General features: G+C 42.2%; 17 protein-coding genes. All 17 read left to right on the forward strand.

Features of this window, described 5'->3' with window-relative positions; all coding sequences use genetic code 11:
- Positions 1-523, forward strand: a 523-nt coding sequence (locus tag A2517_RS04005) for a formyltransferase family protein (RefSeq protein ID WP_294894385.1), incomplete at its 5' end; no start/stop codon positions are given.
- A complete protein-coding gene (locus tag A2517_RS04010; protein ID WP_294894387.1) occupies positions 474-1139 on the forward strand; it encodes a biotin--[acetyl-CoA-carboxylase] ligase in 666 nt (221 codons plus the stop codon). The genes A2517_RS04005 and A2517_RS04010, both read left to right, overlap by 50 nt.
- Positions 1136-1921 (forward strand): ParA family protein, encoded by a 786-nt coding sequence (locus A2517_RS04015; RefSeq protein ID WP_294894389.1) that lies wholly within the window; start codon positions 1136-1138, stop codon positions 1919-1921. Before A2517_RS04010 ends, A2517_RS04015 begins: the two co-directional genes overlap by 4 nt.
- Before the next feature lie 9 nt (positions 1922-1930).
- Positions 1931-2773 carry a ParB/RepB/Spo0J family partition protein gene (locus tag A2517_RS04020; RefSeq protein ID WP_294894391.1) on the forward strand — a complete coding sequence of 281 codons (843 nt, stop codon included), beginning with the start codon at positions 1931-1933 and terminating at the stop codon, positions 2771-2773.
- A 68-nt stretch (positions 2774-2841) separates the two neighbouring features.
- Positions 2842-3264: a F0F1 ATP synthase subunit B' gene (locus A2517_RS04025; protein ID WP_294894393.1), complete on the forward strand. Its 423-nt coding sequence runs from the start codon at positions 2842-2844 to the stop codon at positions 3262-3264.
- An 8-nt stretch (positions 3265-3272) separates the two neighbouring features.
- Positions 3273-3788 carry a F0F1 ATP synthase subunit B gene (locus A2517_RS04030; RefSeq protein ID WP_294894395.1) on the forward strand — a complete coding sequence of 172 codons (516 nt, stop codon included), beginning with the start codon at positions 3273-3275 and terminating at the stop codon, positions 3786-3788.
- Positions 3789-4325, forward strand: coding sequence for a F0F1 ATP synthase subunit delta (locus A2517_RS04035; RefSeq protein WP_294894397.1), 537 nt, complete (start codon positions 3789-3791; stop codon positions 4323-4325). It begins immediately after the preceding gene.
- 20 nt (positions 4326-4345) lie between these two features.
- The gene (gene atpA / locus A2517_RS04040; RefSeq protein ID WP_294894399.1) at positions 4346-5863 is read left to right on the forward strand and encodes a F0F1 ATP synthase subunit alpha; all 1518 of its coding nucleotides are present in this window, start codon (positions 4346-4348) and stop codon (positions 5861-5863) included.
- An 8-nt stretch (positions 5864-5871) separates the two neighbouring features.
- The gene (gene atpG, locus A2517_RS04045; protein WP_294894401.1) at positions 5872-6759 is read left to right on the forward strand and encodes an ATP synthase F1 subunit gamma; all 888 of its coding nucleotides are present in this window, start codon (positions 5872-5874) and stop codon (positions 6757-6759) included.
- Positions 6760-6773: 14 nt separating this feature from the next.
- Positions 6774-8174: a F0F1 ATP synthase subunit beta gene (gene atpD / locus A2517_RS04050; RefSeq protein WP_294894403.1), complete on the forward strand. Its 1401-nt coding sequence runs from the start codon at positions 6774-6776 to the stop codon at positions 8172-8174.
- Positions 8175-8201: 27 nt separating this feature from the next.
- Positions 8202-8594, forward strand: coding sequence for an ATP synthase F1 subunit epsilon (atpC, locus tag A2517_RS04055; protein WP_294894405.1), 393 nt, complete (start codon positions 8202-8204; stop codon positions 8592-8594).
- A 4-nt stretch (positions 8595-8598) separates the two neighbouring features.
- On the forward strand, positions 8599-9165 hold the full coding sequence (locus tag A2517_RS04060) for a MotA/TolQ/ExbB proton channel family protein (protein WP_294894407.1): 567 nt from the start codon (positions 8599-8601) through the stop codon (positions 9163-9165).
- 2 nt (positions 9166-9167) lie between these two features.
- Positions 9168-9557, forward strand: coding sequence for a biopolymer transporter ExbD (locus tag A2517_RS04065; protein WP_294894409.1), 390 nt, complete (start codon positions 9168-9170; stop codon positions 9555-9557).
- Positions 9558-9592: 35 nt separating this feature from the next.
- Positions 9593-10324 carry a TonB C-terminal domain-containing protein gene (locus tag A2517_RS04070; protein WP_294894411.1) on the forward strand — a complete coding sequence of 244 codons (732 nt, stop codon included), beginning with the start codon at positions 9593-9595 and terminating at the stop codon, positions 10322-10324.
- A 4-nt stretch (positions 10325-10328) separates the two neighbouring features.
- The gene (tolB, locus tag A2517_RS04075) at positions 10329-11576 is read left to right on the forward strand and encodes a Tol-Pal system protein TolB (protein WP_294894413.1); all 1248 of its coding nucleotides are present in this window, start codon (positions 10329-10331) and stop codon (positions 11574-11576) included.
- A 58-nt stretch (positions 11577-11634) separates the two neighbouring features.
- The gene (locus tag A2517_RS04080; RefSeq protein WP_294894417.1) at positions 11635-12192 is read left to right on the forward strand and encodes an OmpA family protein; all 558 of its coding nucleotides are present in this window, start codon (positions 11635-11637) and stop codon (positions 12190-12192) included.
- A partial coding sequence (locus tag A2517_RS04085; RefSeq protein ID WP_294894415.1) for a tetratricopeptide repeat protein occupies positions 12193-13064 on the forward strand: 872 nt, incomplete at its 3' end.

Below are 13064 nucleotides of genomic sequence, written 5' to 3' on the forward strand. Positions count from 1 at the left end.
AAGCGGCGTGAGTGCCATGTGGATGGATGAAGGACTTGATACGGGAGCCGTTATTAAAATTAAGACACTCCCTATCGGTGAAGATGAAATGGTAGAGTCTTTGTATAAGCGTTTAACGGAGAGTGCCGTCGAATTGACACTGGATACCATTCGAAACTGGGATAGAGAAAGTGCCGTAGCGCAAAACGATGCCGAGGCTACCCACTGCAAAAAAATCCTTAAATCCGACGGTTTGATCGATTTCTCCGATGCACGTGAAATTTATAACCGCTATCGAGCTTACACTCCATGGCCGGGAATATTCACGGAATCGGGATTAAAAATTAAATCAATGCTATTGGAAGAAGAGAACAGTCACGGTGACGCGGGAATAATCACCCATGTTGATAAAGAGAGTATTCTAGTACAGTGCGCAAAAGGGTCTCTTCGTATTACGTCAGTTCAAGCCCCTTCTAAACAAGAGACTTCAGTCGTTGATTATCTCAACGGAAAACGGATCGGGTGTGGACATCCATTGGTTTGAGTCGCTTGAGTCGACTCAAAGCTATCTCTTGGAAGAATTGAAAGCTTCACGATTAGATCCTCCCGTTTGTATCGGTGCATTCTCTCAAACCTTGGGTAAAGGTTCACGCGGCAATAGTTGGATTGGCTCGAATGGGAATCTTTTTATTTCCCTTGCCATACCGCGTACTATTCTTCCGGATGATTTGAAACTTGAATCCTCATCGATCTATTTTGCTTTTTTGATGAAAGAGCTTTTAAGCTCTCTCGGCTCGAAGGTATGGCTTAAATGGCCGAATGATTTTTATCTCGGAAACAAAAAAGTCGGCGGTGTCATCACAAATCTTGTCGGTGAAACACTGGTATGCGGTATAGGGATGAATCTAATTTCAGCGCCTGAAAATTTTGAAAAAATTGATATTAGAATCGACGCATACGATTTAACAGAACTCTATAGTGAGTTGTTTAAAAAATTACCATCGTGGAAGCTGATTTTTAGTAATTACCAGATAGAATTTGAAAACAGTAGAGAATTTTTTACCCACAACAATAATGAAAAAGTTGCATTGGAAAAGGCCGTTTTGCTTGAAGACGGATCACTCTTATGCGATGGCCAAAGGATATTTAGTTTACGATGAGTGAAGTTATTGTTATCGCCAACCAAAAAGGGGGAGTGGGTAAAACCACAACCGCCGTCAACTTAGCCGCATCCCTTGCTGTTGCAGAGAAAAAAGTATTGCTGATCGATGCCGATCCGCAGGCCAATGCAACCACCTCGTTAGGGTATCATCGCAACAACTATGAGTTTAATATCTATCATGTACTGATCGGTGCCAAAAAACTTCGAGAAATCATTTTAAAAACATCATTGCCGAAACTTTTTTTAGCTCCGTCAAATATTGGTCTTGTCGGAGTTGAAAAAGAGTATTACGATGCCGATAATGCAACCGGACGCGAACTTATTTTAAAACGTGCCATTGCACAGGTTAAAGATGAATATGATTATGTCATCATTGATTCCCCTCCGGCACTCGGGCCGATGACAATTAATGCATTATCGGCGTCCAACTCGGTTATTATTCCTATCCAATGCGAATTTTTTGCATTGGAAGGTTTGGCACAGCTTCTGAATACCGTTAAATTGGTGCGTAAAACCATTAATCCTAAATTAACGATCAAAGGGTTTCTGCCGACGATGTACAGCGCGCAAAACAATCTTTCACGTCAAGTATTCGCAGATTTGCGTCAACATTTTCAGTCAAAATTATTTAAATCAGGTGGAGAGGATGACTTTATCGTTATCCCACGTAATGTAAAACTTGCTGAATCTCCGAGTTTCGGCAAACCGGCAATTTTGTACGATGTAAAATCAAGCGGCTCTATGGCGTACCAAGATTTGGCACACGCGATTATCGCCTAAAGGAAAAATATGGCGAAAGCATCAGCATTGGGGAGAGGTCTTGGGGCACTTTTAAGTGAAATCGAAGAGGCATATGACAACGAGCTTCCTAAAAAAGGGGGAGTCGAAGAGATCGCAGTCAATAAAATCCGCCCCAATCCCTATCAACCGCGAAAACATTTTGATTCAGAATCCTTAGCAGAACTCTCCGAATCGATTAAAACGCACGGGCTTTTACAGCCTATCGTTGTAAAAGAGGATCTTGACGGATATATTTTAATAGCGGGTGAGAGACGTCTTCGTGCCAGTAAACTGGCTAAAAATAAAACGATCAAAGCAATCGTCGTCTCCGTTAGTGATGAACAGATGCGTGAACATGCCTTGATTGAAAATATTCAGCGCGATGAACTTAATGCAATCGACTTGGCACAAGCCTATCAAGAACTGATTGATATCCATGAATTAACCCACGAGCAACTTTCTCAAACCGTTCATAAAAGCCGCACACAAATCACCAATACACTGCGTCTTTTACAACTGAGCGAAAAAGGGCGCAAAGCTCTGGTTGAAGGAAAAATCAGTGCGGGTCATGCCAAAGTAATTTTAGGATTGGAACCGAAAGAGCAAGCGATGATGATCGATTCGGTGATCGGCCAAAAATTGAGTGTACGCGATGTAGAGAGTATGGTTAAAAAAATTAAGCTCCCTTCTGCGGCATCAAGCACTTCATATGAGATGGAAGGGCTTGATTTTACCGCTTTGAAAAAGCATTTGCTTCAGCTTGGTTATAAATGTGGCACAAAAGGTTACAAACTGACCCTAGAATTTGAAGATAATGAACAAATTGAATCATTTTTAGACCTACTTTCTTAATATCTAGCCGCGTTTAACTGTCCCTTCAATTTATAAGTTGTATAATCACGCAACTTTTAGGAGGTGGTATGTTAGATATAAGTCCGATGCTGCTAGGCAGCACACTGATTGTCTTCCTTGTCCTTATTGCCCTACTAAACAGTTTGCTTTACAAACCTCTTTTCAGTTATATGGAAAAACGGGATGCAGATATTAAAAAAGATTTAGAGCAAGTTGGCAACAACGACTCTGAAATCGCTGCATTTCACGCCAAAGCTGAGAAGATTATGAGTGATGCTAAACTGGAAGCAGCGGCATTAAGAGAAAAAGTTATTGCTGAAGCCAAAGCGCTGGCAAATAGCAAAATAGAGACAAAACGTGCTGAATTAGCACTTGAGTACGCAACGTTCGAAGGCGAAATGTCTGCAGAACGAACACGGTTGATCGCTGCGCTTCAAAATGAGGCGTCTTCGTTCCAATCTGCTGTATCAGCAAAACTAAGTCAGATATGAGGTATGCAATGGGTAAAATAATCGTTACAGTATTAATGCTCAGTGCCTATCTATTTGGGTCAGATGCCGGTGCAGAGGGTTCTACAGATATCGTTCAACGAACGGTTAACTTCCTGATTTTTGCCGGAATTTTGTTCTACATTTTGGCTGAACCGGTTAAAAGCTATTTTAGCGGAAGAAGTGCGGGGATTGCCGATGAACTTGAAAAAGTTCAAGAGCGTCTTCGTGAGTCAAAACGTCTAAAAGATGCGGCGGAGCACAAAATCGAAGAAGCAGAACGGTTTGCGAGCGAATTGGCGGAGTCAAGTAAGAAAGAGAATAAAATTTTGTCTGACAAAATTTTGGCGCAATGTGAACAAGAGCTTGAGATTATCGAAAAGCAAAATGTTGCATTGATGGAACTTGATAAACGCAAAATGGTTCGTGAAGTGGTTTCTGAGTTGATGAATGATGTCATGAATAGCAGCAGTGAAGCTTTGGGTAAAGAAGCAATGACCGAAATCTTGAAAAAGAAGGTGGCATAAATGCGAAATGAACTCATAGCAAAACGTTACATCAAACCTTTGATGGAAAGTTGTGATCAAGCTTCATTGGAAAATTTAGCGGCACTTCTTGCAAGTGTTGCCAAAGCTTACGAAAATGACAAGTTCACCCTTATCATGAACAGCAATGACATTAGTGTTAGTGCTAAATGCCAATTGGTTTTGGATATGGTCGCTTCGGCGAAGAGCACTGTCGTGAACAATCTTATCAAGTTGTTGGCTGAGAATGGGCGTCTTTTATTGATTCCTACTCTTGCGGATCAATTAACACGTGAGATTGCGCGAGCCAAACGTACATTCAAAGGGCGTATCTACAGCAATAGTGTTGTTGATCAAGCTTCTGTTGAGACGATTGCACGTGATTTGGGTACAAAAATGGGGGCAACGATCTCTTTGAGTTATGTTGCTTCTGATTTTGACGGAATCCGTGTTGAAGTTGATGACTTGAATGTCGAGATCAATTTTTCAAAAAGCCGCCTTAATGCTCAATTGGTTGAGCACATTTTAAAAGCAATTTAACCCTCGGGAAAGGAGAAATAGTGGTAGCAAAAGTACAAGCAGACGAAATCAGTTCAATCATTAAAGAGCGAATTGAGAATTTCGAACTAAATGTAGATATTAATGAAACCGGAAAAATCGTCTCATACGGAGATGGAATCGCTCAAGTTTATGGCTTGAACAACGTTATGGCCGGAGAGATGGTAGAATTTGAAGACGGCTCACGCGGTCTGGTTATGAACCTTGAGGAGAGCAGCGTCGGTGTTGTTATTCTTGGTAAAGGTAAAGATCTTCGTGAAGGAATGTCAGTAAAACGTCTTGGACGTCTTTTACGTGTTCCTGTCGGTGATGCACTTCTTGGACGTGTTGTGAATGCTCTTGGTGAGCCGATCGACGGAAAAGGTCCAATCGAAACTACGGAAGTTCGTTTCGTAGAAGAGAAAGCACCGGGGATTATGGCACGTAAATCGGTTCACGAACCGATGGCAACCGGTATTAAAGCGATTGATGCCCTTGTTCCAATCGGACGCGGACAACGTGAGCTTATCATCGGTGACCGCCAAACCGGTAAAACTACCGTTGCTTTGGATACGATCATCAACCAAAAAGGGAATGGTGTCGTTTGTGTTTACGTTGCGATCGGTCAAAAAGAATCAACCGTAGCACAAGTTATCCGTCGTCTTGAAGAACACGGTGCCCTTGAATACACTATTATCGTTTCTGCTCCTGCTTCTGAAGCGGCAGCGCTCCAATTCCTTGCTCCTTACACCGGTGTAACGATGGGTGAATATTTCCGTGATAATGCGCGTCATGGTTTGATCGTTTATGATGATCTCTCTAAACACGCGGTTGCTTACCGTGAAATGTCATTGATCCTTCGCCGCCCTCCGGGTCGTGAAGCCTATCCGGGTGACGTTTTCTATCTACACTCTCGTTTGTTAGAGCGTGCGGCAAAATTGAATGACGAATTGGGTGCAGGTTCATTGACGGCACTTCCGATCATCGAAACTCAAGCGGGTGACGTTGCGGCGTATATCCCTACCAACGTTATTTCGATCACTGACGGTCAAATTTTCTTAGAAACTGATTTGTTCAACTCAGGTATCCGTCCTGCGATCAACGTCGGTCTCTCTGTATCACGTGTCGGTGGTGCTGCTCAAATCAAAGCAACGAAACAAGTTGCCGGAACATTGCGTCTTGATTTGGCACAATACCGTGAACTTCAAGCGTTTGCACAATTTGCTTCTGATTTGGACGAAGTAAGCCGTAAACAACTTGAGCGTGGTCAACGTATGGTTGAAGTGTTAAAACAACCTCCATATTCTCCACTCGGTGCTGAAAAACAAGCGTTGGTTATTTTCGCGGGTAATGAAGGGTATCTTGATGATATCTCAGCAGATTCTGTCGTTAAATTTGAAGCGGATTTGTATCCGTTCATTGAAGCGTCTTATCCACAAATTCTTGAAAACATCCGTAGTACATCAAAAATCGATGATGAAACGATGGCTATGATGAAAAAAGCACTCGAAGAGTTTAAATCTACTTTCGTTGCTGAATAAGGATCTTTATGGCTAACTTGAAAGAGATTCAAAGACAGATCAAAAGTGTTTCGAACACGCAAAAAACTACGCGTGCAATGAAGCTTGTTTCAACGGCGAAACTTCGCCGTGCGGAAGAGCTTGCGAAACGCTCACGTCTGTTTGCACAAAAAACGAATCAAGTGATAGCTGAAATCGCAGGACGTATCAAATGCAATAAAGTTGGCGGGATTGAAAACCGCTGCTTCATTGAGAATGATGCACCTGAAATGATCGACATTATTTTTGTAACAGCGGACAAAGGTCTCTGCGGCGGTTTCAATATGCAAACCATCAAAGCGGTTAAACGTCTTATGAGCGAATACAAAAATAAAAAAGTCAAAATCCGCCTTCGCGGTATCGGGAAAAAAGGGATTGAATTTTTTACTTACAATGAAGTAGAGATGCTTGATGTAGTAAAAAATTTGAGTTCTGCTCCTGATATGCAGCGTTCAAGCGAATTCATGACCCGTTCGATCAATGATTTCAAAGAGGGTAAAATTGATGCTGTGTATCTCGTATACAACGGTTATAAAAACGTTATTACCCAAGAGTTGCATGTCAACCGTGTTTTGCCGGTCAATGTAGAGGGTTACGATTGTGAAGAAGCGAAAAACTCTATGTTAGAGCTTGAAGCACAAGATGAAGAGAAAATGCTCGATTCATTGGTAACAAAATACGCTGAATACAATATGTATTATGCGCTGATTGATTCGCTTGCGGCAGAACACAGTGCACGTATGCAGGCAATGGATGCGGCAACTAACAACGCTAAAGAGATGGTTAACTCGTTGAAAGTCAAGTTTAACAAAGCAAGACAAGAAGCGATCACCACTGAACTTATCGAGATTATCAGCGGCGTCGAGTCGATGAAATAATTATGGAGGAAAGAATGATTGGTAAAATTGCTCAAGTAATTGGTCCGGTTGTTGACGTTGATTTTGAAGGGTATTTACCCGCTATCAACGACGCAATCGAAGTAAATGTAAGTGTAGAAGGGAATACGACTCGTCTTATTCTTGAAGTAGCATCTCACCTTGGAAACGGTCGTGTACGTACGATCGCTATGGATATGTCAGAAGGTCTTGTTCGCGGTATGGCGGCACGTGCAACCGGCGCTCCGATCAAAGTACCGGTCGGGGAAAAAGTTCTCGGACGTATCTTCAACGTAATCGGTGAAACTATCGATGGCGGAGAGCAAGTAACAGATTGTGATACATGGTCTATTCACCGTGATCCTCCACCGTTGGTTGACCAAAGTACAAAAACTGAGATGTTCGAAACGGGTATCAAAGTTGTTGACCTTTTGGCTCCGTATGCTAAAGGTGGTAAAGTCGGTCTCTTCGGTGGTGCCGGTGTCGGTAAAACCGTTATCATCATGGAATTGATTCACAACGTTGCACACGGGCATGACGGTCTTTCTGTTTTCGCCGGTGTCGGTGAGCGTACTCGTGAGGGGAATGACCTTTACCACGAGATGAAAGAATCAAGCGTTTTGGACAAAGTAGCACTGTGCTACGGTCAAATGTCTGAACCACCGGGAGCACGTAACCGTATCGCTCTTACCGGTCTTACCATGGCGGAATATTTCCGTGATGAGAAAGGGCTTGACGTATTGATGTTCATCGATAACATCTTCCGTTTTGCACAATCTGGTTCAGAGATGTCAGCACTTCTTGGGCGTATCCCATCAGCCGTTGGTTACCAACCGACTTTGGCTCGTGAGATGGGTGCTCTCCAGGACCGTATTACATCAACTAAAAAAGGTTCAATCACGTCGGTTCAAGCGGTATACGTACCTGCGGATGACTTGACTGACCCGGCTCCTGCTTCGGTTTTTGCTCACCTTGATGCGACAACGGTTCTTAACCGTAAAATCGCTGAAAAAGGGATCTATCCTGCGGTTGATCCATTGGATTCAACATCACGCTTGCTTGATCCGCAAATCATCGGCGAAGAGCATTACGGTGTTGCTCGCGGTGTTCAAAAAACACTTCAAAAATACAAAGATTTGCAAGATATTATTGCGATTCTTGGTATGGATGAACTCTCTGAAGATGATAAATCTACAGTTGAACGTGCACGTAAAATCGAGAAATTCCTTTCTCAACCGTTCTTCGTTGCGGAAGTATTTACCGGTTCTCCGGGGAAATACGTTTCACTTGAAAACACTATCAAAGGATTCAAAGGAATTCTTGAGGGTGAATTCGACCACTTGCCTGAAGGGGCGTTCTATATGGTCGGTGATATGAATGAGGCGATTGAAAAAGCTGCTAAAATGAAAAGCAAGTAATTGCTTCTCGCCTTATAAGGAAACACTATGGAAACACTCCAATTAGAAGTGCTAACCCCAAGCGGTCCGATTTATAACGGGCCGGCTAAAAGCGTCACCCTTCCGGGTGAAGAGGGAGAATTTGGTGTTCTCCCTGAACACGTCTCTTTAACGACACTGCTTCAAGCCGGAGTAGTTGATATCCAAAAAGAGAACGGTAAAGTCGAATCGATTGTTGTGAATTGGGGAGTTGTTCAAATTACCCAAAACAAAGTGGTCGTTTTGGTTGACGGTGCAGTTGCCATTCGTGGTGAAAGCGAAGGGGATATTGCTAAAGCACTCGATGAAGCAAAATCTTTGATCACCAGTGTCGGCGATTCGAACGCTATGATTGCTTCGGTATCGGCACGTATTGATTCTGCGGCACATCGTTTAGTCTAACTCAATGTTTCAAACATTCGCAGATTTTTACGATAAAAGCCATCCGGTAACACTTTTTGTGTTACTGGTACTCTCTCTCTACTTCATCGCCGTCAATTGGACATTTTTTTATCGCTTCTTTTCCCTGAACCAATGGATCTCTACCGAAAATCAGTCTCTCGAATCACTGTTATTAGGTTCCCATAAAATTCCCGATTACGCGTATCTCAGTCATTTTACCAAATCATCTTCTCGTCTATCATCGGCGCTGTTTGATATGGCTTCGTATGCGGCGACGAAAGAAGCGACAAAAGGGTTGATGTTCCTCTCTGTCGTCGCATCGACAACCCCCTTTATCGGTCTTTTCGGAACGGTTGTCTCGATATTAGATACCTTTGACAATATCGGGCAAGCGAGTGGGACTATGAGCATTATCGCTGCGGGTGTATCGGATGCTCTTGTCGCAACCGCTTCAGGGATTTTTGTCGCTATTTTTGCGTACACCTATCATCAGATTTTAAAGCGTAAAGCGTATGAGCTTTCGGGATTGATCCGTATGCAAGGTGATGCACTCCTCTCTAAAGATGCATAAGTATGTTTGATTGGGATGAAAAACCGGAACTGAACATTACTCCCCTTGTGGATGTGATGTTGGTTCTTTTGGCGATTTTGATGGTCATTTCACCGAATATTGTTTACGAAGAGTTGATTCGTCTTCCCAAAGGTTCTGCACAAAAAGAACTTACCAAAATTCCACCTGTTCATATTAGTATAAGTAAAGAGGGTGAAATTTTAGTCAATAAAGAACCGTTTAAATTAGAGACATTCAATGATAATTTTTCACTCTATGCACAGCAGTTAGACCGTGAGGCAACCGTGCTAATCAGTGCAGATCAAACGCTTGATTATGGGAAAGTTATGTCGGTATTAGGGGCAGTCAAGCAAGCCGGATTTAGAGAAGTTTCGTTAGCATCCAATGGCTAAACATATTTTAGAGTTTCTGTAAGAGAGGCTGTCAAATGAGTTTTAACCAAGAACGCTATTTTTTTCTAAGCGGATTAATTTCTATTACACTCTTTGTGGTACTGCTATTTTTAGCTGGGTACAGCTTAGCCGTATCACCCGTCATAGAGCAATTTGCGATGACACAAAGCGAATACGTATCGGTGTCGATTATGGAACCGACTAATGAGGCTCAAAAGATTTCTGAACCGCAAGCTGTGCTTGAGAAATCAGAGCCGGTTCAAGAAGAAGAGCGTATTGTCGAACCAGAGCCAGTACCGGAAATATCGGATCTTTTTGCACAAGTAAAACCGGATACAACACCTAAAAAAAAGCCTGAAGAGAATAAACAGTTAAATGCTTTGGAAAAAGAGGTTTTGGAACGAAAAGAGTCCTCTCGTTTTTCGGATAAAGTGAGTAAGGTTGAACTTGCGAAACCTTCCGTGAAAATGATACCCCAAGGGGGATCGAGCGGTCCCCTCGTTAACGAATACCATGCTAAGATTCAAGCACTTGTCTATACCTATTTTCGCCCCCCATCAGGGAGTGCAGGAGAAGTGGCACGAATCCGTATGAAAATCAGTGCATCGGGTAAATTAATCAGTTACAAAGTGATGAGTTATTCCGGAAACGGATCGTTCAATGGGGAAGTTGATTGGCTAAAAGATCGATTGAATTCGGCCCGTTTTCCAGAACATCCTGAGGGTAAAGATGCGGTATTAGAGTGTATATTAACGGCTAAGGAGTAGTCATTTGAAAATTGTTTTTTTGTTCTTTACTTTGATTCAGCTCTCATGGTGTGCGGATGCGACCATAGAAGTAGTTAAAGGGGTAGAGGGGCTGGCTCCCCTTGCAATCGAAGATTCATCACTCCAAAGCAGCGAGATGTCTCAAAAATTTGCCAAGATGTTAGTGGCCGATATGAATGTCGTCTCTTTATTTAGTGTAGATGAGAGTTATGCAATGGCTCCGTTTGATTCACTTGTTCCCTCAGTAACACATAAAGATGCGCAGTATTTACTTCGGTATCGATTGAGTAATGACACCTCAGGGGGGATCAAGGCGGATATTAAACTGCTTCAAAACGGTAGAGAGCTATTTCTTAAAAGTTATGTTCTAAAACAAAGTGAAATGATGGTATTTCTATCCCACTCTATTGCGTATGATATTAATACAAAAATGGAGGGGGCTCCGATTGATTGGATTAAGCGAAAAGTTCTCTTCGTCCGACTAACCAGTCCAAGACATTCGGAGATTATTGCTTCAGACTATACCCTCTCCTATCAAAAAGTGATTTTAAAAGGGGGGATGTACGGATTCGCAAAATGGGCCAACCGTGAACAGAGTGATCTGTACTATACCTCCCTGTCCGATTTTAAACCCACGATTTATAAGATGAATCTTCAAAGCGGGAAAAAGGAGAAAGTTATTAGCTCCGATGGAATGGCAGTGTGTTCCGATGTTAGTGAAGATGCTAAGCGTCTTTTACTGACACTCGCACCTGATGGGCAGCCCGATATCTATGTATACGATTCGGTTTCTGGAAACAAGATCCGTATTACCGATTATTCAGGTATTGATGTGAACGGGCAGTTTATGGGAGATGGATCCGTTGCGTTTGTTTCTAACCGACTTGGATACCCTAATATTTTTTCGAAACGAGTTGACAGCAGCGGGATCTCACAGCTTGTGTACCAGGGGAAAAATAACTCTTCTTTGAGTGCGTATAAAAATTTTCTAGTTTATAAAGCACGTGAGAACAGTGCAACCTTTGCGGGTAATTCCTTTAATCTTCATCTATTATCACTTAACTCGGGAAATGTTAAGCGACTAACCGTGAGCGGAGAGAATGATTTCCCACGATTCTCACCCGATGGCGAAGCAATATTATATATAAAGCAAGAGGGACCGCGCAGTTCTATCGGCGTTATCCGTTTCGGAGTCAATAAAAGCTTTATTTTCCCGTTAAAAATGGGACGAATTCAATCGATTGATTGGTAGTGTTAACAATTTTTTCGGTATCATAACACTATATTTATAATCCTGAGGAGATGTCATGATGAAAAAAGTTGCTTTTTTAAGCGCAACGGTAGCGATGTTAGTTTTGAGCGGATGTAGTTCTAAAGAACCGGCAATCGATGCAACAGCAAATGCTAACGGCACGTCAATCGGGACAAATGCAAATACAAGTACTACAGGTACAGACACTAATGCCGTTATCGCACCTATTACAAATGCAAGTGCGAATGATACAACGACTGGTGCTGTAGGCTCTGATGGTGTTAATGGTTCAGATGGTCAATTGGTGAGTATCTTATTTGATTATGACAAATTTGATGTTCGTGAAGATATGCAAGAAGCAATGACTAAAAATACGTTATTGGTTAAAGGCAAAGCGGTTAAACTTGAGGGAAATTGTGACGAATTCGGAAGCGATGAGTACAACTTCGCACTTGGTCTTAAACGTGCTAATGCCGTTAAAGCAGCTTTGGTAAACAGCGGTGTAAGTGCCGATGCGATCACAATGGCAAGTTTTGGTGAAAGCAATCCGGTTTGTCTAGAAAAAACACAAGAGTGTTGGGCGAAAAATCGTCGTGTAGATTTTAAACTTCCGTAAATGCGTTCTTTAGTAATTCTCCCCTTTCTGATAACACTATCAGTATCTGCATCGGAGCCTTCGGTCTTCGGTGCGGGTGATTTGAACACCCCTAACCCTTATGGTCTTACCCATGAAGAGAAACTGATTCTTGAAAATAAAAAAGAGCTTCAGACGGTCATTCAAAAAAACAATGCTCAAAATGCAAAAGTTGAGACGGTTACAGAACGGCTTGACGGTATGCAGGGAATTCTTGAAGGGTTGGGGCAGCGATCGAATGAACAGACATTGCTTCTTCAAAAACTCCAAGAAAAGCTTGCTCTCGACAGTAACAACAGTTCAAACATGGAAGAGTTGAAGAAGCATGTTGTAGCTAATACTGAAAATATCGCTCAATTCAAAACACTCCTTGAAGAACTTTCGCTTGTTGTAGATGAAATCAATAGTAATTATGTGACGAAAGAACAATTTGCTGCACTGATTAAACAGCTAAAAGTAAACGTTCCTGATGCCGCAGTCTCTTCTGCAAAAATGTCAAATTCCGCCCTTGAAAAAGAGGCTAATAAGCTTTTTTCACAGAAGAAATACGCTGATGCGCAGAAATATTTTGAGCAGTTAGTTCAAAAAAAACATAAAATCAATGAAGCTTTGTTTATGATCGGTGAGACGCACTTTGAACGTAAAAACTACAAAGAAGCGGTTTCAAATTATAAAGAGAGTGCGTCCCGCAGTGAAAAATCGCTTTTCATGCCGACCCTTTTGCTCCATTCGGGAATTTCGATGGAAAAAACCGGAGACAGCGCAACGGCAAAAGCTTTTTATCAAGCAACAGTATCAAAATATAGCGGAAGCGGTGCGGCCAAAGAGGCACAAGAGAGACTCTCTAAGTTAAA

It is taken from the genome of Sulfuricurvum sp. RIFOXYD12_FULL_44_77 (assembly GCF_001830725.1).
In the GTDB taxonomy this organism is placed as follows: Bacteria; Campylobacterota; Campylobacteria; order Campylobacterales; family Sulfurimonadaceae; genus Sulfuricurvum; species Sulfuricurvum kujiense_A.